General features: G+C 73.7%; 19 protein-coding genes. 15 read left to right on the top strand and 4 right to left on the bottom strand.

The window, feature by feature from the left end; all coding sequences use genetic code 11:
• Nucleotides 1–95 precede the first annotated feature (95 nt).
• The 3 genes from DVK05_RS05060 to DVK05_RS05050 are packed head-to-tail and all read left to right on the top strand — an operon-like array spanning nt 96 to nt 4,166.
• Nucleotides 96–1,100 (top strand): ABC transporter ATP-binding protein, encoded by a 1,005-nt coding sequence (locus DVK05_RS05060; protein ID WP_121562294.1) that lies wholly within the window; start codon nt 96–98, stop codon nt 1,098–1,100.
• Nucleotides 1,097–3,127, top strand: a complete 2,031-nt coding sequence (locus tag DVK05_RS05055; protein WP_121562293.1) for an ABC transporter permease — start codon at nt 1,097–1,099, stop codon at nt 3,125–3,127. Before DVK05_RS05060 ends, DVK05_RS05055 begins: the two co-directional genes overlap by 4 nt.
• Nucleotides 3,120–4,166: an ABC transporter permease gene (locus DVK05_RS05050; RefSeq protein WP_121562292.1), complete on the top strand. Its 1,047-nt coding sequence runs from the start codon at nt 3,120–3,122 to the stop codon at nt 4,164–4,166. Before DVK05_RS05055 ends, DVK05_RS05050 begins: the two co-directional genes overlap by 8 nt.
• Before the next feature lie 47 nt (nt 4,167–4,213).
• On the opposite strand, the gene DVK05_RS05045 is transcribed toward DVK05_RS05050, so the two are convergent.
• Both DVK05_RS05045 and DVK05_RS05040 read right to left on the bottom strand, forming a co-directional pair.
• Entirely contained in the window at nt 4,214–4,873 is a 660-nt protein-coding gene (locus tag DVK05_RS05045; RefSeq protein WP_121562291.1) for a trimeric intracellular cation channel family protein, read from the bottom strand.
• Complete coding sequence (locus tag DVK05_RS05040; protein ID WP_199712284.1) at nt 4,870–5,691, bottom strand: DUF2797 domain-containing protein; 822 nt, start codon at nt 5,689–5,691, stop codon at nt 4,870–4,872. Before DVK05_RS05040 ends, DVK05_RS05045 begins: the two co-directional genes overlap by 4 nt.
• A 118-nt stretch (nt 5,692–5,809) precedes the next feature.
• On the opposite strand from DVK05_RS05040, the gene DVK05_RS05035 reads away from it, so the two are divergent.
• Entirely contained in the window at nt 5,810–6,226 is a 417-nt protein-coding gene (locus DVK05_RS05035) for a BsuPI-related putative proteinase inhibitor (RefSeq protein WP_121562290.1), read from the top strand.
• Between the two features lie 53 nt (nt 6,227–6,279).
• Nucleotides 6,280–6,729 (top strand): hypothetical protein, encoded by a 450-nt coding sequence (locus DVK05_RS05030; RefSeq protein ID WP_121562289.1) that lies wholly within the window; start codon nt 6,280–6,282, stop codon nt 6,727–6,729.
• A gap of 27 nt (nt 6,730–6,756) precedes the next feature.
• Here DVK05_RS05030 and menD read toward each other — a convergent pair whose 3' ends face one another.
• Nucleotides 6,757–8,664 carry a 2-succinyl-5-enolpyruvyl-6-hydroxy-3-cyclohexene-1-carboxylic-acid synthase gene (gene menD / locus DVK05_RS05025; RefSeq protein ID WP_121562288.1) on the bottom strand — a complete coding sequence of 636 codons (1,908 nt, stop codon included), beginning with the start codon at nt 8,662–8,664 and terminating at the stop codon, nt 6,757–6,759.
• Nucleotides 8,665–8,743: 79 nt separating this feature from the next.
• Nucleotides 8,744–9,136, bottom strand: coding sequence for a DUF5830 family protein (locus tag DVK05_RS05020; protein ID WP_121562287.1), 393 nt, complete (start codon nt 9,134–9,136; stop codon nt 8,744–8,746).
• Between the two features lie 144 nt (nt 9,137–9,280).
• Here DVK05_RS05020 and DVK05_RS05015 point away from each other — a divergent pair, with 144 nt between their 5' ends.
• The 10 genes from DVK05_RS05015 to DVK05_RS04970 all read left to right on the top strand — a co-directional run bounded on the left by DVK05_RS05015 (nt 9,281) and on the right by DVK05_RS04970 (nt 18,895).
• Nucleotides 9,281–9,646: a DUF5658 family protein gene (locus DVK05_RS05015; protein ID WP_121562286.1), complete on the top strand. Its 366-nt coding sequence runs from the start codon at nt 9,281–9,283 to the stop codon at nt 9,644–9,646.
• A 67-nt stretch (nt 9,647–9,713) separates the two neighbouring features.
• On the top strand, nt 9,714–10,694 hold the full coding sequence (locus DVK05_RS05010) for a VOC family protein (protein WP_121562285.1): 981 nt from the start codon (nt 9,714–9,716) through the stop codon (nt 10,692–10,694).
• Nucleotides 10,691–11,416 carry an alpha/beta hydrolase gene (locus DVK05_RS05005; RefSeq protein WP_121562284.1) on the top strand — a complete coding sequence of 242 codons (726 nt, stop codon included), beginning with the start codon at nt 10,691–10,693 and terminating at the stop codon, nt 11,414–11,416. Before DVK05_RS05010 ends, DVK05_RS05005 begins: the two co-directional genes overlap by 4 nt.
• Nucleotides 11,417–11,509: 93 nt before the next feature.
• A complete protein-coding gene (locus tag DVK05_RS05000; protein ID WP_121562283.1) occupies nt 11,510–12,052 on the top strand; it encodes a DUF2249 domain-containing protein in 543 nt (180 codons plus the stop codon).
• A 130-nt stretch (nt 12,053–12,182) separates the two neighbouring features.
• Nucleotides 12,183–12,734 carry a halocyanin domain-containing protein gene (locus DVK05_RS04995; RefSeq protein WP_121562282.1) on the top strand — a complete coding sequence of 184 codons (552 nt, stop codon included), beginning with the start codon at nt 12,183–12,185 and terminating at the stop codon, nt 12,732–12,734.
• 227 nt (nt 12,735–12,961) lie between these two features.
• Entirely contained in the window at nt 12,962–14,881 is a 1,920-nt protein-coding gene (nosZ, locus tag DVK05_RS04990) for a TAT-dependent nitrous-oxide reductase (protein WP_121562281.1), read from the top strand.
• A 4-nt stretch (nt 14,882–14,885) separates the two neighbouring features.
• Nucleotides 14,886–15,638, top strand: coding sequence for a hypothetical protein (locus tag DVK05_RS04985; RefSeq protein ID WP_121562280.1), 753 nt, complete (start codon nt 14,886–14,888; stop codon nt 15,636–15,638).
• A complete protein-coding gene (nosD, locus tag DVK05_RS04980; protein ID WP_121562460.1) occupies nt 15,628–17,097 on the top strand; it encodes a nitrous oxide reductase family maturation protein NosD in 1,470 nt (489 codons plus the stop codon). The genes DVK05_RS04985 and nosD overlap by 11 nt, the downstream gene beginning before the upstream one ends.
• The gene (locus DVK05_RS04975; RefSeq protein ID WP_121562279.1) at nt 17,094–17,909 is read left to right on the top strand and encodes an ABC transporter ATP-binding protein; all 816 of its coding nucleotides are present in this window, start codon (nt 17,094–17,096) and stop codon (nt 17,907–17,909) included. The genes nosD and DVK05_RS04975 overlap by 4 nt, the downstream gene beginning before the upstream one ends.
• Nucleotides 17,906–18,895: an ABC transporter permease gene (locus DVK05_RS04970; RefSeq protein WP_121562278.1), complete on the top strand. Its 990-nt coding sequence runs from the start codon at nt 17,906–17,908 to the stop codon at nt 18,893–18,895. The genes DVK05_RS04975 and DVK05_RS04970 overlap by 4 nt, the downstream gene beginning before the upstream one ends.
• The last annotated feature ends 10 nt before the right edge of the window (nt 18,896–18,905 follow it).

Raw genomic sequence — 18,905 nt, 5'->3', positions numbered from 1 at the left:
ACCTCGCCGCGGCGCCGTCGACTCCCTCCCGGACCGTTCTCGCGGTTGATACCCGCGGGCGTGGGTTTAACCCGGCCGACGGCGGAGCCGTGCGCATGATCGAGGTGTCGGGCCTGCGGAAGACCTACGGCGACTTCGCGGCCGTCGTGGACAGCGACTTCGCCGTCGACGACGGCGAGGTGTTCGGGATCGTCGGCCCGAACGGGGCCGGCAAGACGACGACGCTCAAGGTGCTCGCCGGCCTCGTCGAGCCGACGGCGGGCGACGTGACCGTCGCCGGGTTCGACGCCGCGGACCCCGAGATGCGCCGGCACCTCGGGTTCCTGCCCGAGGAGTCGCCGCTGTACGAGGAGATGACCGCGCTGTCGTACCTCCGCTTCTTCGCCGACCTCTACGACGTGCCCCGCGAGGTCGCCGACGAGCGGATCGGCGCCGCGCTCGACCGCCTCGAACTCGACCACCGCGAGCGCCGCCTCGGCGACGTCTCGAAGGGGATGAAACGGAAGGTCGCCATCGCGCGCTCGCTGGTCAACGACCCGGACGTGCTGGTGTACGACGAGCCGGCCTCCGGGCTCGACCCCGTGACGACGAACTCCGTGCTGGCGTTCACCCGCGAGCTCCGCGAGACGGGGAAGACCGTCGTCTTCTCGGCGCACAACCTCTACCACGTCGAGTCCGTCTGCGACCGCGTCGTGGTGATGAACGAGGGGCGGATCGTCGCCCGCGGGAGCGTCGACGGGATCCGCGAGCGACACGGCGAGACGACCTACCGCGTGTTCAGCGACGGGGAGCCGGCCGCGACGCCCGCGCTCGACGACCTCGACGCGGCGACCGAGGAGGTCGGGGACCGGTACCGGACGGCGGTCCCGAGCATGGACGCCGTCGCGGCCGTCCGCGAGGCCGTCGGCGACGCCGGCGGCGAGGTCGTCGACATCCGGAGCCGTGAGCCGAGCCTGGAGGACGTGTTCCTCGACATCGTCGGGCGGCCGATGCCCGGGCGGTACACCGAGGACATCGGCGGCGACGACGCCGAGGACTCCGGCGACGCGGGCGACGAATCGACGACGGAGCCGCGAACTGCGACGGAGGCGACCGAGTGACCGACCGGCTGCGCCGCGTCGGCCGACGGCTCGCGGTCGCCGGCCGCCGCGTCCTCCGGGTCGCCAGGTGGGAGTCCGCCCGCGCGTCGGGCGGCGTGGACCGCCGGACGCTCGCGGCCGGGGTCGCCCTGCTCCTCGTCGCCGGGGGCGTCGTGGGGGTCGGCGTGGCCACCGGCGTCGCCGGCCTCGACGTCGACCAGAACGTCTACCGCGTCGGGGTCGACGCCGAGTCGCCGTACGCGGACGCGATCGAGGAGGCGCCGTCGCTGCGCCCGGTGCCGGCCGGGACCGCGTCGCTCGGCGACTCCGCCGACGCGGTCGTGGTGACGGTGGTTCAGCCCGGCGCCGGCGACGACGGGTCGATCGACGGCGCGGACGTCGAGGAGGTGGTCGTCCGCGCGAGCGACACGCAGAAGGGCGAGGCCGCGGCCGCGTCGGTCCGCGAGGCCGTCGAGTCGCACAACGAGCGGCTGATGCGCGCCGAGCCGAACCGGACGGCCGCCTTCCCGGTCGTCGTCACGCTCCGGTACGTCGGCCGGACCACCGGCTTCGACGACGGCGCGACCCTCGGCGGGAGCGACAGGGGGGACGACGGCGGCGCAGGCGACGGTGGCGGCGGGTCGGGCGGGGGATCAGACGGTAGTGGCAGCGGGTCGGACGGCGGTTCCGGCGCAGACGGTGACGGGTCGGGCGACGCGGGTTCCGTCACGGACGGGGGCGCGTCCGGCGACGATGGCGGCTTCGCGGTGCCCTCAATCGGCGGCGCGGCGTTCGGCGCAGACACGGTCGGCTCGCCCGGGTCGATCACGCCGCCGTTCCCGTTCACCTCCCTGCTCTTGGCGTTCGTCTTCCTCGTGCCGATGAACTTCCTGATCCAGGCGTACGGCTCCTCGATCCTCGACGAGCGGACGAACCGCCGGGGAGAGCCGCTGCTGGTCACGCCGCTGTCGCCGGCCGAGATCGTCGCCGGAAAGACGCTGCCGTACGCCGCCGCGGCCGCGGTCGTCACGACGCTCATCGCGCTCGCGGTCGGCGGCGGGGCGCTCTCCGTGGTCGCCGTCGCGCCGGTCGCGGCGACGTTCCTCGGGGCCACCTTCGTCGGCGCGATGTTCGCGCGCTCGTTCAAGGAGCTCACCTTCGTCACGGTGGGGGTGAGCGTCCTCCTGACCACCTACGCGTTCGTCCCGGCCATCTTCACGAACGTGACGCCGGTCGCGCTCGTCTCGCCGCTGACGCTCGTCGTCTTCGACCTCCAGGGCGAGGCCGTCTCGGCGGGCGAGGTCCTCTTCTCGACCGCGCCGATGGCGGTCGGCGCCGCCCTCCTCTTCGGCCTCGGCCTCGGCGTCTACCGCGAGGAGGACATGTTCTCGCAGAAGCCGGTGACGCGGAAGTTCCTCGACGCGCTCGCGGTGCGGCTCGCACCGGTGCCGTCTCGGGGGGCGGGCGGGCGGTTCCTCGACCGCGGCCGACTCCGCGCGCTCGGGCGCGTCGCGTTCCTCACCGCCTGTACGATCCCGTTCGTGTTCGTCGCGGAGCTCCTGGCCGTCGCGGTGCTGTTCGCGCTGCCGGTCACCGTGTCGATCCCGGTGCTGCTCGTGACCATCGCGTTCATCGAGGAGGTCGCGAAGAGCGTCGGCCTCTACGCCGGCTTCGAGCGCGGGGTCTTCGCGCGGACCGGCGGGAGTGGCGACGGGGAGCGCGACGGGACCCTCGGCGTCGCGCTCGCGGTCGGCGTCGCCTCGGGGACGGGGTTCTTCCTCGCGGAGAAGGCCACCGCGGTCGTCCAGGCCGTCGGGCTCACCGACCTCTTCCTCGGGCGCGCCGCCTTCGCCGACGTGGCCGGGCTCTCCGGGCTGCCGCCGCTCGCCCTGGCGGCGCTGTTCTTCGCGCCCCTCGTCCTCCACGTCGCGACGACGAGCATCGCGAGCGTCGGCGCGAGCCGCGGGCGGACCGCCTACGCGCTGGCGCTGACGCTGGCGACGCTCGGCCACGCCGCGTACAACGTCGGGGTGGTGAGCCTTGGATAGCCGCCTGACGATCGCCGGGCGGGAGATCGCCGGGCTGCGCGCCGAGAAGACGATCCTGCTGGCGATCGGGATCCAGCTGTTCATCGCGATGTTCTCGTCGTTCCTCGTCGTCGGGCTCGTCTCGATGTACGACCCGGGCTCGCTCGACGGCGCCCAGATAGAGGTCGCGGGCGCCGGCGACGCGGTCGACGACTTAGAGCGCGCCGCGAGCGAGGTGCCGGGCGCCACGGTCACGCCGTACGAGGACGCGAGCGCCGCCCGGAGCGCCTTCGAGCGGAACGCGGCCGACGCGGTGGTGGTCGCGACCCGCACGGAGGACGGGCGGGTGTCGGCCGCCGTCACCGCCCCCGACTCCACCGTGGAGACGACGGTGATCGTGGTGCAGCTGCGCGAGCTGTTGCGGACCTACGAGCTGAACGAGCGCGACGAGCGCGCTCGGTACTTAGCGGAGTCCCCGCTTCCCCTGCCCGACCGGAGCGACACCAGCCCGTACTTCACGTTCACCTACACGGTGTTGATCCCCCTCCTCGTCTTCCTCCCGGTGTTCATCTCGGGGTCGCTCGTGGTCGACTCGATCACGGAGGAGCTGGACCAGGGGACGATGGAGCTGCTCCGGGTCGCGCCCGTCACGCTCGCGGAGATCGTCGACGGGAAGGCGCTCGCGGCGATCGGGATCGCGCCCGGACAGGCGCTGATCTGGCTCCTGCTGCTGGAGGCGAACGGCACGTCGGTCGCGAACGTCGGCCCGATCTTGGCGCTGATGACCGCGCTCACGACGCTCGTCGTCTCCGTCGCGGTCGGCATCGCGGCGGTCGCGCCCGACCGGCGGGCCGCCCAGTTACTCTACTCGGTCGCCGTCCTCGTGCTGTTCGGCGGTGCCACGGCGATGGCCGGCGGCCCAGCGAACGCGGTGGCGCGGCTCGCCATCGACAGCGCGGGCGCGGCGACGGGCGTCCTGGTGATCGCGTACGCCGCCATCGCCGCGGCCGCGTACCTCGGCGTCCGCCGCGTCGTCGCGGTCGAAGGATTCGCTTCCTGAAGAGGTCGGCCGCTCGCCGGTCGAGCCGCTGAGCGCTCGCCCCGCGCCTACCGACCGAACCCGTCACCGAGCCCCTTCGCGGTCGGGAGCCGCCAGCCGCGGGCGACGGCGACGAGCCGGAGCCCGACCGTCACCGCCGCGCAGGCCGCGGCCGCGACCCCCGAGGGGCCGCCGAGGACGCCGACCAGCCAGTACGCGATCCCGCCGAGCACGGCGCAGCTCGCGTAGAAGTCCTCGAAGAGGATGAACGGGGACCGGTCGAGGAGGATGTCGGCGAGCGCGCCGCCGCCGACGGCGTTGATCGTGGCGACGGCCACGACGCCGAACGCGGACACGCCGGCGTCCGTCGCGACGATGGCGCCGGTCGTGGCGAAGGCGGCGAGGCCCACGGCGTCGGCGACGAGCGTCACCGGGTGCTCGTCCGGGCTGGCGAGCCACGCGCTCAGCCCGACCGCGAGCGCGACGCCGAGCAGTCCGAGGAGTATCTCGACCGGCGAGCGCAGCGCCAGCGGGACGCGCGAGACGAGGAGGTCGCGGGTGACGCCGCCGGCGAACGCCATCGCGAGCCCCACCACCGCGACGCCGAAGAGGTCGAACTCCTCGCGGACCGCCTTGCTCGCCCCGACGAGGGCGAACGCGACGAGGCCGACCGTGTTCATGGCCGCGAACGGGTCGCCGAAGAGGGTCGCGAGGACGCCCCCGGTCATCCGCCGAACGCCCCGAGGCTCGACTGGAGCTCGCGCTCCGGCACCGCGTCGGTCAGCTCGTACCCCACGAGGTCGCGCGCGTCGACCGCGTACGTCGAGCCGCCGCGGTCGAGCACCAGCACGCGCCCCTTCCAGCCGCGGACGGTCCCCGCGGCCATCGTCTCGGCGACGGGGCGCTCGTCGAGGTCGAGCCCGTAGTCGAACGCGAACCGCTCGATCGGGTCGAACCAGTCGAGGAGCGCCTCCCAGGCGGCCTCGTCGACCGCGCGCCCGAACCCGTCGAGCTTCGTCGGGACGCGGACGCGGTCGACGAGGTCGTCGCCCGCGGCCAGCTCCGCCTCCACCTCGCGGGCGATCCGGCCGTTCGGGAAGGTGCGGATATGGGCCGCGCGGTCGGCGCCCTGCTCGCGGAGGCGGGTCCCGAGGCGCCACTCGCGGGTGACGCCGACCTTGAGCACGTCGGGTGCGAACGCGGCGAAGTACATCGCGTGCGACTCGTGGCAGTCCATCTCGTCTTTCAGGCACGTGCCGGTACACCGCGCGCACACCCAGACCCCCGAGTGCTCGTCGCAGTACGGGGCGTCCGCCGCGTCGCAGGCGACGTGTTCGCCCTCGTGGACCGTCCCCGCGCAGCGGCGCTCGCCGAGCCCGAACGCGAGTTCGGTGCCGGGGCTCGCGTCCACGAAGTCGACGGTGCCGCCGCTCGCGACGTAGAGCCCGCCGCCGATCGGTCCGCTCGCCGCGGCGGTCGAATCCGCGTCCCCGTCGGACTCAGGCGGGCCGCTCGCGGCGTCCGTCTCGTAGCCGACGACCTGCACGCCGCGGGGTAGGGGGAGGCGGGGCTTATAGCCGTCGTCGGCCGGTCCGCTCGCCGCCGCCCGAGACGCGACGCGCGCTCGGCGAGGAGTTTTTCCCGCGGGCGTCGCACACGCCGCCATGCTCGACGCGACGCTCGCGACGGCGGCGACCGACGACGGGTTGACCCTCTCGCTGCGGATCGAGAACGCGGGGTCGACGCCGGTCACGCTCGACTTCCGGACCGGGCAGCGCGCGGAGTTCACCGCGTACCCGGCGGACGAGGAGGATATCGACACCGGCGGGGAGGGTGCCGACACCGACCGGGAAGATGCCGACGGGGAGGGTGCCGATGAGGAGCGCGCGGACCCCGCCTGGCGCTACGGCGCGAACCGGATGTTCACGCAGGCGCTCGGGAGCGAGACCGTGGCGCCCGGCGAGGCGGTCGCCTACGAGGCGACGTGGCGGGGTCCGCCCTCCGGCACCTACCGGGTCGTCGGCGAGGCGACGGCGACGGACCGCGACGTGCGCGCGGCGGCGGTCGTCACCGTGGCGTGACCGCGCCCGCTCCGACCGGATTCTATAAGTGAGGCCCGCGTGGCCCCTCGGACATGCGCACGGCAGCCCTCCCCCCGGTCGTCGCCGCGGTCGTCGCGGTCGCGATCAGCGGGATCAGACGCCTCTCGCCGATCCTCCTCGAATCGCCGGTCGCGCTCCCGTCGGCCGAGACGCTCTCGACGTACCTCGTGAGCGCCCGGTTCACGGCGTTCCTGCTGGTGTACGGACTGCTGTTCGGGACCGCCCTCCTCGCCGGACTGCGCGACGGCGACACCTCCGCCACGTCGACCGCGCTGGCGACGGGCGCGAGCGCGACCGTCGCCTTCCTGCTCGGGTCGGTCGCCGTCTTCTGGTACCTCGGTCCGAACCGCGGCCCCGTCGTCACCGCGGTGCTCGCGCTCGGCGCGAGCCTCGGCGTCGGGATCCAGTTCGCGGTCGTCGCGTACGCCGGGGTCGCGCTCGGGGAGCAGCGCGGCGCGGGCCCGAGCCCGATCGTCCCCTGAGCGCGGTCCTGCGGGCCGCTCGGGCGGCTACGACCCGTCCGACTCCCGCCCGTGGACCGCGCGGTCGACCGCGGCCGCCAACGCCTCCCGGGCGCGGTGGCTGGCCTCGGCGTCGGTCTCGACCTCGACGAGGTGCGACCCCGCCTCCTCGTGGGCCCGGGCGACGGCGTCCGTCACGTCCTCCGCGACCGCCGCCGCGCGCTCCGCGGGGTCGTCGCCGCGGTCGGCGAGCGCGTCCGGGCGGGCGTCGATCCGCTCGTACGCGAGGCCGTGGAGCGCCGCGAGCGGCTCGAAGTCGAGCCCGTGCGGCGTCTTGAACGACTCGGTGAACGGCGGCTCGAACGACTCGATCGGCAGCTTGTGGAAGATGCCGCCGCCGTCGTTGTTGACCGCGACGACCGTGACGTCGACGTCGCAGCGGTCGACCGCGAGCAGCCCGTTCGAGTCGTGGTACAGCGCGAGGTCGCCGACGACGAGCGTGAGGTCGTCCGTCGTCCCGCTGCCCGCGCCGAGCGCGCTGGAGACGATGCCGTCGATGCCCGAGACGCCCCGGTTGCCGAGCGCGGTGACGTTCGCGGTCGCGGCGCCGACGAACCGGTCGAGGTCGCGGACGGGCATCGAGTTCGAGACGAACAGCGTCGCCGGGTCCGGGAGCGCGTCCGCGACCGCGCGGACGGCGTCGCCCTCGTGGAACGCCGCGTCGGTCGCGTCGGCCGCGTCGCCGGCGTCGCCCGCGTCGCCCGCGGCAGAGCCCTCGTCCGCGTCGCTGTCGCGGGCGTGGATCGCCTGCGCGACGCGGTCCGCCTCCTCCCACTGCGCGCGCCAGTCGCCGTCTCCGCCCCCGCCCGCGACGAGCCGCGAGAGGCGGGCGCAGAGCCGGCTCGGCTCGGCGACGACGAGGTCGGTCGCGGCGAACTCGGCCTCGCGCCAGCCGCCGGCGGGGTCGACCTGGTACTGGGCGGCGCCGGTCCCGGCGAGGTACTTCCGGAGCCGCTTCGAGGTCGGCGAGGCGCCGAGCCGGAGGACGAGGTCGGGGTCGCTCCAGCCCTCCGGCCCGTCGCCGGCGAGGTCGGCCGAGAGGTAGGCGTCGTAGTTGCCGATCACCGGCGCGACGCGCGTGTGGCCGCCGTACCGGAGCCCGGAGAGCGGGTCGGCCAGCACGGGGAAGCCGGTCGCGTGCGCGAGCGCCGTGACGGCCTCCGGGTCGATCCCCGGCGGGTCGGCGGGGCCGGCGACGATCAGGCCGCGGTCCGCGTCGCCCAGTTCGGCCGCGAGCGCGCGCAGTTCGTCGTCGCCGGGCTCCGGCGCGCCGGGCGTCACGTCGACGTAGGGGCCGTCGCGGCCGCGTTCGGCGGCCTCCGGCAGGTCGTCCGGCACGTCGTCCGGGACCGGCGTCGGCTCCAGCGGCTTCGCGAACGGGACGTTGAGGTGGACCGGTCCCGGCCCGGCGCCCTCGGCGGCCCCGACCGCGCGCGCCACGGTAGTCCGGAGCGACCGGAGCGCCCGGTCGTTCGCGGCCGGCTCTGGGAGGTCCTTGTAGAACCGGACGGCGTCGCCGTACAGCTTCTCCTGGTCCGCGGTCTGGTTCGCGCCGGAGTCGCGCAGCTCCGGCGGCCGGTCGGCGGTGAGCGCGAGGAGTGGGACGCGCGCCTCGCTCGCCTCCATCACGGCCGGGTGGTAGTTGGCGGCGGCGGTTCCCGAGGTACAGATCAGCGGCGTCACGCGGCCGGTCCGGCGGGCGCGGCCGAGCGCGAAGTACGCGGCTGAGCGCTCGTCGAACTGGGAGAACACGCGGAGCTCCTCGTGGCCCGCGGCGGCGACGGTCAGCGGCGTCGAGCGGCTGCCCGGCGAGGCGACGACGGCGTCGACGCCCGCGGCGACGAGCTCGTCGACGAGCGCGGTCGCCCACAGGACGTTCCGGTTCGGCGCGGTCATTACCGCCGCTTCGGGCGCCGACGTAAATACTCCGGCGGGTTCGACCGAGCGGCGGGGGCGTGCGGGGCCGACGGCGGAGTCACTCCGACTCGGATTCCGACTCCCGCCCGGTCACCTTCCGGATACACGAGGAGCCGAACGGCCCGAGTTCGCCGGCGTCGAGCTCGACGAAGTGGCCCGTCGAAATCGAGGCCCCGCACCGCCGACACTCGAAGTCGCCCTCGCGGGCGACGACCTGACTGTCGTACTCGACGTAGGTCCCGCCCGTGCGGACGCGGAGCCGGGCGCCCTCGCGGTCGATGACGCCGCGCTTCTCGGCCGCGTCGAGGATGTCGCGGGTGAGCGCCGGGCTGGTCGTGATCGTCTCGATCCGGTCGACCGCGGCGGCGAGGTCGAGCTCCTCGCGTTCGAGGTGGGCCAGCAGCTCGACGCCGAGCTCCAGCTTCTCGTCGCGGGTCGGCGGCTCCGTCACGGGCGGCGAGACGACGCGACCCGTCTTAAGTCGGCCGGACGGCGGTCGGCGTCTCGCCGTCTCCCCTGCGCGGCGACGAGAGGCGAGCGGCGAGCGGAACCTCGGAACCGGCAGATTCACGTCCGCCGCCCGACACTTCGGGACGTGGTTCGATCCCGAGACCGGGCCCGCCGCCGCCCCGCGTACCGGCGCCGCCCCAACGAGTTCTACTGGCTGTGGATCGCGGCGACCGCGACGTACGGCGTCGGCGACATCGTCTCCACCGTCGCCTTCCTCCGGTACGTGCCGACGATCGAGGAGGCGAACCCAGTGGTGCGGTTCGCGCTGGAGTCGTTCGGGCTCTCGGGGCTCGTCGCGCTGAAGATCGCCGTCTACCTCGTGATGCTCTGGATCAGCGTCGAGGGCGCGCGAGACGGGGACAGCCTGCTGTACTACTTCCCGCCGATACTGCTCACGGCGACCGGGACGTACCTCACCGCGAGCAACCTGCGGCTGCTGTGGCTCTCCTGATCTCGCGGCCGGACCTCGCGGTCGCCCCGACCGACACGGACTTTCCCGCGCGGCACCGATCGAGCCCATGCTCTCTGACACCCCCGGGCTCCACCACGTCACGGGGATCGTCGGCGACCCCGAGGCCAGCGCCGCGTTCTACGGTGGGACGCTCGGGCTCCGCCTGCTCCGCCGGACGGTGAACTACGAGGACTTCCTCCAGTACCACCTCTACTTCGGCGACGCGACGGGCTCGCCGGGCTCCGTGTTCACCGTCTTCCCGGACCCGAACGCCGACCCCGGGCGGACCGGGAAGCCCGGCTACGAGGCCGTCGCCTTCGCGGTGCCGCCGGACTCGCTCGGCTACTGGCGGGACCGGCTCGCCGACCGCGGCGTCGAGGCGGACCCGCTCGACGCCGACGCGCGCTTCGGCGACCGCGGGCTCGCGCTCGCGGACCCCGCCGGGACGCGGGTCGAACTGGTCGCGGTGCCGGCGGGCGACGAGTCGGACCCGTGGACCGAGGGCCCGGTCCCCGCCGCGCACGCGGTCCGCGGGCTCCACGGCGTGACCGCCCTGCCCGCCGACCCGTACGGCACGGCGAGCGTGCTGGAGACGCTCGGCTTCGAGTACGAGGCCGAGTCGGGGGACCGCGTTCGGTACCGCGCGCCGGGGGACCGCGCGGCGGTCGTCGACCTCCTCGACCGCGACGCCGCGTACCTCCGGGAGGGGCCGGGAACCCTCCACCACGCCGCGGTGCGCGTCGCGGACCGCGAGACGCTGCTGGAGTGGCACGAGCTGTTCCGCGAGCGGGGCTACGACGTGTCGCGCGTGAAGGACCGCCACTTCTTCCACTCGCTGTACGTCCGCGGCCCCGGCGGGCTCCTCGTCGAGCTCGCCACCGAGGCGCCGACCGCGGACGGTCCGCCGGGCCCGGGGCTCGCCGACCCGGCGGCGACGGGGCACGCGACGGAGCTCTACCTCCCCCCGCGGTTCGCGGAGGACCGCGAGCTGTTCGAGTCGCAGCTGCCGCGGTTCGACGGGCCCGAGTCGGGGACCGCGGCGGAATGAGCCGGCGGATCCGCGGCGTCGACGGGCCGCACGCGGAGGCGACGCTCGTGACCGGCGGCGCCCCCGTCGCGGCGGCCGAGGTCGCTGTCGTGCTGGTCCACGGCCGCGGCGGCACCGCCGAGGGGCTGGTCCGCCTCGCCGACGAGTTCTACCGCTCGGGCGCGACGCTTCTCGCGCCCGGCGCGGTCCGATCGACGTGGTTCCCGGCGCCGCACGAGGCCGCGCTGTCGGCCAACGAGCCCGCCCTGACCTCGGCGGTCGACTGCGTCGCGGCCGCGGTCGACGTCGCGCGCGACGCCGGCGTCCCGCCGGAGCGCGTCGTCCTCGTCGGGGTCTCGCAGGGCGGCGCGGTCGTCGCCGAGTTCCTGCGCCGCCGCCCCGACCGGTACGGGGGCGCGTTCGTCGTCTCGGCCGCCCTCCCGGGCGACGACCTCGACTCGCGGGCGCTCGAAGCGACCGAGAGCGCCGGGGCCGACCACGCCGGAGACCGTTGCGCCGGAGACGACGACGGCGGGCCGCTCGACGGGACCCCCGTCGCGCTCGACAGCAGCGAGGACGACCCGTACGTGCCCGCCGAGCGCGTCCGAGCGACCGCGCGCGTCTTCGAGCGAGCCGGCGCGGCCGTTGAGTGCCGCATCGACCCGGGCGACGGCCACGGGCTCTCGGACGCGACGATGGACCGGATCGGCGAGCGGATCGCGGGACTGCTCGACGGGGACTGAGCCCTCGCCCCGTCGAGCGGCCCGGAGCGACCCGGCCGGTCCCGAACGTGTTCGCGCCGCCCGACATGCGGCTGCGGCGTCGACGGTCGAGCGATGTCCGAACTCGACGTCAGAGAGATCCCGCCGAACGAGCGGCACGACCGGATCCACGAGGCGTTCGCCGACTTAGAGCCGGGCGAGTCGCTCACGATCGTCAACGACCACGACCCGAAGCCGCTCTACTACGAGCTGTCGGCCGAGGTCCCCGCGTTCGACGACGAGGCGTACGCGGTCGACCGCGAGGGCCCCGAGCGCTTCGTCGCGGAGCTGCCGAAGGCCGAGGCCGGAGCCGAGCCGGAGACGGTTCGGATCGACGATCTCGACGGCGAGCCCCACGCCCGGGCGTTCCCCGGCGCGGAGCCGAAGACGGTCCGGCTCTCGCTGGACGCCGGCGAGTCGGTGGCGGAGCACGACCACCCGGACCGGACGGTGCTGTTCCACGCGCTGACGGGCGCCTTCGACGTCGCGCTCGACGGCGAGCCCCACCGGGTCGAGGCCGGCGAACTGCTCCGCTTCGAGGGCGACCGGACGGTGAAGCCGACCGCGCGCGAGGACGCCACCGCGCTGATCGTGCTGGCGCCGCGGGGGGAAGCGTAGGCGACGCGCGATTCCGACGGCTGACGGCCTCGGAGCGGACGGCGTTCACTCCGAACATGTTCGTCGGAATTCCCGCACGGCGAGTCGGCGCGCAGGGCGTTACAACTACCGACCGCGAACGACGACACACATGACGGACGACACGACACTCGATCGGCGACGGTTCGTACAGGCGACGACCGCCGCGGGCGCGACGCTCCTCCTCGCCGGCTGTTCCGGCGGGGGCGACGGCGGCGACGGCTCCGGCAGCGGAGACGGCTCCGACGGGAGCGACGGCTCGGACGGCGGCGACGGCGGCTCCGGCGACGGCGGAGACGGCGGCGACACCCAGTACCTCGGCGAGGAGCCCGACTACGGCGGCTGGATGGAGGGCGCGAACAACTACGAGCAGACCGTCGACGCCACCGGCCAGGACGAGGTCACGGTGTCGGTCGGCGCGGAAGACGGCCTCTCGTTCGGCCCCGCCGCGGTGGCGGTGAGCACCGGGACCACCGTCGTCTGGGAGTGGACCGGACAGGGCGGCGGCCACAACGTCGCGTCCGACTCGGGCGCGTTCGAGAGCGAGACGGTCACCGAGGAGGGACACACGTTCGAGTACACCTTCGAGGAGACGGGGACGTTCAACTACGAGTGTACCCCCCACTCGTCGGTCGGCATGAAGGGCGCCGTCGTCGTTCGGTGACGCCGCGCCGCGGCCGAACCGCGCACGGGGCGCCGACGCGAACACCTTTTTTCGAACCCACCTTTCGAGCAGCGAACTGACCGCGTTCTCACGTCCTCGGAACGCGGTCGGCGTTCTCCGAACGTGTTCGCGCGCTTCCAACCGCACAGCAAGCCGCTCGACGACCTATATACCGAACGCCGCAACGTCCGCCTGTCGCGAGGGAATCGCCGCTCGCGGATCTACCCATGTCGAACGACACACAGCGGTCCACGGACGCGGGGGAATCGGGCGACCAGACGACCGACTCGACGGACGGGTTCGACTCCATGCTCCCCGGCGTCCGTCGCCGCGACTTCATGAAGGCCGGCGCCGCTGCGGGGGGCCTCAGCGGGCTGGCGGGCTGTACCAGCATCCTGAGCGAGGACGACGTCCAGGGGACGGCCTCGGCGAGCGGGGTCGACAACTCCGTACCGCCGGGCGAACACGACGAGTACTACGCGCTGCTCTCCGGCGGGCAGGCCGGCGACGTCCGCGTCTACGGGCTCCCGTCCATGCGCGAGCTCATCCGGATCCCGGTGTTCAACCGGGACGCCTCGCGCGGCTACGGCTTCGACGACGAGAGCAAGCAGATGCTCGAAGACGCCGGCGGGTACACGTGGGGCGACACCCACCACCCGCGGATCAGTCAGACCGACGGCGACTACGACGGCCGGTTCGCGTACGTCAACGACAAGGCGAACGGGCGGATGGCCCGGATCGACCTGACGTACTTCGAGACTGACGCCATCGTCAACATCCCGAACCAGCAGGGGACCCACGGCGCCTGCGCGCAGCTACCCGACACCGACCTCATCTTCGGCGTCGGCGAGTTCCGGACGCCGGTCCCCAACGACGGGAGCGGGAACCTCGAAGACCCCGACTCCTACGGCTCCGTCCTCGCCGCGATCAACCCCGAGAACATGAACGTCGAGTGGGAGGTCCTCATCGACGGCAACATGGACAACGGGGACGGGAGCAAGGAGGGCCGGTACTTCTTCACGAGCGCCTACAACACCGAGGAGGCCGCGACCGAGTCCGGGATGACCCGGGCCGACCGCGACGACGTGAAGGCGTTCGACATCCCGCGGATCGAGGCCGCCGTCGAGGCCGGCAACTACGAGATGCTGAACGGGGTCCCGGTCGTCGACGGCCGGAAGGACAGCCCGCTCAACCAGGGCGACGAGCCCATCGTCCACTACATCCCGACGCCGAAGAGCCCGCACGGCGTGAGCGTCACCCCGGACAACGAGTACGTGATCGTCAGCGGGAAGCTCGACCCGACGGCGTCGGTCATCGACATCGACAAGATCGACGAGGTCGACGACCCGACCGACGCCATCGTCGGCCAGCCGAAGCTCGGTCTCGGCCCGCTCCACACCGCCTACGACGGCCGCGGCCACGCGTACACGACGCTGTTCATCGACTCGCAGGTCGTCAAGTGGGACATCGAGGAGGCGGTCAACGCCGAGCCGCGGTCCGAGAGCCCCGTCATCGAGAAGATCGACGTCCACTACAACCCCGGCCACCTCATCGCCGCGGAGTCGTACACGGAGGACCCGGCGGGCGACTGGCTCGTCTCGCTGAACAAGCTCTCGAAGGACCGGTTCCTCCCGGTCGGCCCGCAGCACCCGGAGAACGACCAGCTGATCTACATCGGCGACGACGAGAACGGGATGGAGCTGGTGAAGGACTCGCCGGCGCAGGCCGAGCCGCACGACGCGTCGATCTGCCACAAGTCGAAGATCAACCCGAAGGAGGTGTACGACCCCGAGGACCTCGAACTCAGCCACACCGCCGAGGGCGAGTCCACGATGGAGCGCGTCTCCGATGACCGCGTCGAGATCGAGATGTACTCCACCCGGAACCACTACGGGTTCCAGGAGATGGTCGTCCAGGAGGGCGACGAGGTGGAGATGCAGGTGACGAACATCGAGACCACGAGCGACATGCTCCACTCGGTGGCGATCCCCGACCACGACGTCCACATGCGGGTCGCGCCCCAGGAGACGCGCAAGGCGACGTTCACCGCCGACGAGCCCGGCGTCTACTGGATCTACTGCGCGCACTTCTGCAGCGCGCTGCACTTAGAGATGCGCTCGCGGCTCATCGTCAAACCGGAGGAGTAACGCCATGAGTTCGTCGCTCACGCGGCTGACCGAGATCCGACGCGCGCTCCCGCTGGCAGCGGCGGCGCTGCTCGTCGGCGCGCTGCTGGTCCCGGTGTGGAAGATCTCGCTGACGGCGCCGCAGTACCCCGGTCAGGAGCTGCTCATCGAGCTGTACGCCTACCCGCGTCTGGGCGGCGACTTCGCCGAGGTACAGGGGCTCAACAAGTACGCCGGGTTCCACTACCCCGACCCGGTGTTCATCGACCCGAACTACGCCGTCAGCGAGGCCGCGATCGACGTGCCCGAGTGGCTGCTCGGGCCGGTCGTGTTCGTCTCCCTCGCGCTCACGGGGGCGTTCGTCGCGTTCGCGCCGACGGCCCGCAAGCTGAAGGCCGGGCTCACGGCCCAGCTCGTCGGGACGATCACCGTCTTCGTCGGGATGTTCGCGTTCATCCAGTACCGGCTCTACCAGGCCGGCCACTCGCTGGACCCGGACGCGCCGCTCCGGGGTATCGAGTCGTTCACGCCGCCGCTGCTGGGGCCGTACGAGGTGGCGAACATCTCCGGCTTCGCGTGGTTCGGCCCCGGCGGGTACATGACCGTCATCGCGGTCCTGCTGCTCGCGACCGCGTACCTCGCGCGCGACATCGAGGCGACCGTCGACGAGCTGCCGGCGCTCGCCCGCGCGCTCCCCGGAGAGGTCCGCGACCGCGTCGGTGGGGAAGCGGCCGCCGACCGAGACCGCGACGCCGACGGGGGCGACCATGTCGGGTGACCGCCTCGAGGTCGGCTTCCTCGCGGCCGCCGTCGCGGTCGCGGCCGTCGCGGTCGCGCTCGGCGTCGCGCTCCCGGTCGCCGGCGCTGGCGGCGGCGCCGCGGACGCGAGCGGCCCGGCAGCCCCGTCGAACGCCGCCGGCGCCCCCGGGCTCGACGTGGCGACCGACGTCGCCGCGACGGGCGTGACGGCGCCCGAGCGCGACGGGACCGCGACGGTCGACGGGGAGTCGTTCGCGTCCGCGCAGGCCGCCGTCGACGCCGCCGATCCGGGTGAGACGGTCGTCCTCGACGGTTGGTTCGACGAGCGCGTCAACGCGAGCGTCGACGGCCTGCGGCTCGTCGCGAGCGCGGACGGCGCCGTGATCGACGGCGGTCGCGAGGGGCGCGTGCTCACCGTGAGCGGCGAGAACGTCACCGTCTCCGGCGTGTGGGTCCGCGGCTCCGGGAGCGACCTCGGCACCGAGGACGCCGGCGTCTTCGTCGCGGGCGACCGCGCTCGGATCGAGTCGGTCCGGATCACCGACACGGCCTACGGGATCTGGGTCGACGGCGCCGACGAGGCCGTCATCGAGGACGTGCGGATCGACGGCCGGGAGGACGTCTACCCGGTCACGGACCGCGGCAACGGGATCCACCTGTTCGAGACGCGCGGGACCGTCGTCCGCGACACCGAGATCACGCGCACCCGCGACGGGATCTACTTCTCGTGGGCGACGGACGTGCTCGCCGAGAACAACACGATCCGCCACACGCGGTACGGCGTCCACTACATGTACTCGGACGACAACCGCCTCGTGGACAACGTCGCGGCCGACAACGGCGTCGGCTACGCGCTGATGGTGAGCGAGGGGCTGACCGTCCGGAACAACACGGCCCTGCGCAACGACGGCGGCAGCGGCCACGGGATACTGGCGAAGGACATCGAGGACTCGACGATCGCCGGCAACCACCTCGTCGCGAACCGGAACGGCCTCTACCTCTACAACGCGCAGGGGAACCGGCTCGTCGACAACCTGATCTACCGGAACGGGATCGGGATCCACAGCGCCGCCGTGAGCAACAACGCGGTCGTCGCGGGCAACAGCTTCGTCCGCAACGGTCGGGCGGCCAAGACGGCGCGGAACTCGCTCGTCGCCTGGAACGGCACCGAGCGGGGCAACTACTGGTCGGGCGCGCGGACGGCCGACCGCGACGGCGACGGCGTCAGCGAGATCCGCCACCGCCCGATCGGGATCGTGGAGAACCTCGTGGACGAGACGCCGCAGGCCGCCGTGTTCGCGAACAGCCCGGCGTTCGAGGCGGTGCGGCTGGCCGAGAGCTCCTTCCCGGTGATCGAGACGCCGGGCGTCGTCGACCGCCGCCCCCTCGTCGAGCCGAACCACGACTGGCGCGCCTACGAGCCGACCGGCGAGGCCCGCGCCGCGAACCGAACCGCCGACACGGAGGACACACCATGAGAATCGACGCGACCGACGTGCGGAAGGCGTACGGGGACGTGACCGCCCTCGACGGGCTCTCGCTTTCGGTCCCGAGCGGCTCGACGTTCGGGATCATCGGCACCAACGGGGCCGGCAAGTCGACGCTGTTCCGGCTGCTCGTCGGCCACGACCGGCCGGACGCCGGGACCGTCAGCGTCGGCGGCGCCGACGTGACCGAGGACGGGCGGCGGATCCGCGAGCGCGTCGGCTACCTCCCCGAGCACGTCGGGTTCCCGGACGGGCTCACCGGCCGCGAGGTCCTCGGCGTCCACCGGGCGACGCGCGGCCTCCCGAAGGACGGGCGGGTCGCCGAGGCGATAGCGCGGGTCGGGCTGACCGCGGACGAGGCCGACCGCCGCGTCTCGGGCTACTCGAACGGCATGCAGCGCCGGCTCGGGCTGGCGACGGTGCTGTTGCCCGACCCCGACGTGCTGATCCTCGACGAACCGACGGCGGGGCTCGACCCCCGGGGCGTCGACGAGTTCCACGCCATCGTCGAGGAGATAACGAGGGAGACGGACGCGACGGTCGTGTTCTGCTCGCACGTGCTCGGCGAGGTCGAGCGGCTCTGCGACCGCGCCGCCGTCCTCCACGACGGACGGGTCCGCGCGTCGGGGCCCGTCGACGAGCTCGCCGCGGGGGCGAGCGAGGCGGCGCCGGCCGCGACCGACGCGGGAGCGACGGGCGAGACTCGCCGAGATGCCGGCGGGCTCCGCGCGGCGTTCCGCGAGGCGGTCGGCGACGACGCGGCGCGCCGCGCCGCGACCGACGCCGAGGAGGTGGCGCCATGAGCGACCCGACGGAGCGGGCCCAGGAGGGCGACGCCGAGACCCGTCCGGACGGCGGGCACGCGGACCCGGCGGCCGCGGTCGGGGCGTTCGACGCCGACGGCGACGCCGAGGCCGCCGACTCGTCGGCGTCGGCGGCGACCGTCGAGGCGACCGAGACCGGGGCGAACGACGGCGTCCGCGGGGCGCTGCGGCACGTCTTCGTCGTCGCGGTCACCGAGTACCGGCTGGCGGTCCGGAGCCGGTGGGCGCTCGCGCTGACCGGGCTGTTCGTCGCGTTCGGCGGCGTCGTCTTAACGTTCAGCGGCTCCGCGGTCGGGCCGGCGGGCGCAGAGCGCGTCGTCGCCTCGCTGACGAGCCTCGCCGCGTACCTCGTCCCGCTCACGGCGCTCGCCTTGGGCTACGACGCGATCGTCGGCCGCGAGGACGAGGGGTGGCTCGCGGTCGTGTTCTCGCTGCCGGTCCGGCGGAGCGAGGTCGTCGCCGGCACGTACCTCGGCCGGCTGGCGGTGCTGGCCGGCGCGACGCTCCTCGGGTTCGGCTTCAGCGGCGCCCTGATCGTCCGGGAGTTCGGGGTCGCCGAGCTGCCCGCGTTCCTCGGGTTCCTCGGGGGCGCCGTCGGCGCCGGCGCCGCGTTCCTCGCGCTCGCGCTGCTGCTGTCGACGGTCGCCCGCGAGAAGACCCACGCGCTCGGCGCGGCGCTGCTCGCGTGGGTGTGGTTCGTGCTGGGCCACGACCTGCTCGCGCTCGGCGTCGTCGCGGCCGCGGACCTGCCCGGCGCCGCGCTCTCGGCGCTGGTCCTGTCGAACCCGGTGAGCGCGTTCCGGGTGCTCGTCTTGAGCGGACTCGGCACGACCGCCGGCGGCGGATTCACCGCCGTCCTCGCCGGGAGCGGGCTGTCGACGGCCGCGCTCGCGCTGTCGCTCGTCGCGTGGGCCGTCGTCCCCGCCGCCGCCGCGGGCGTCCTCGTCCGCCGCCGGCGGCTCTGAGAAGGGGCGT

Source organism: Halorubrum sp. Atlit-8R (assembly GCF_003666025.1).
Classification (GTDB): Archaea; Halobacteriota; Halobacteria; order Halobacteriales; family Haloferacaceae; genus Halorubrum; species Halorubrum salinarum.
The sequence above is the reverse complement of the archived record's forward strand: the minus strand, read 5'-3'. Positions and strand labels throughout refer to the sequence as shown.